The following is a 216-nucleotide window of genomic DNA, read 5'->3' on the forward strand; positions in this document are numbered from 1 at the left end:
GTGGTGCAGAGGGTGATCTCGTTGAGGGTGAATCTATCATGGTCAAGAATGGGATGGTGTTCAATGTCCGTCGATCTGATAAGTCGTGACCCGTTTCTGAAGCAACTCGAAGACGAAGGCTTCGAGCTTGAGGTGAGCAACGGTCATTTGATTGTCCGTAGCATTCCTTATGTGACGGTCGATGGCTCCTTGGCCCGCGGCGTCCTCACCTGTGCC

Annotated in this window: 1 protein-coding gene; it reads left to right on the top strand. The window is 53.2% G+C overall.

Translation table 11 applies throughout. From position 1 onward, the window contains the following. Window positions 1–63 precede the first annotated feature (63 nt). Window positions 64–216, top strand: a 153-nt coding sequence (locus tag AF337_RS46285) for a DUF6791 domain-containing protein (protein WP_342028428.1), incomplete at its 3' end; no start/stop codon positions are given.

Source organism: Rhizobium ecuadorense (assembly GCF_001187535.1).
Lineage (GTDB): Bacteria > Pseudomonadota > Alphaproteobacteria > Rhizobiales > Rhizobiaceae > Rhizobium > Rhizobium ecuadorense.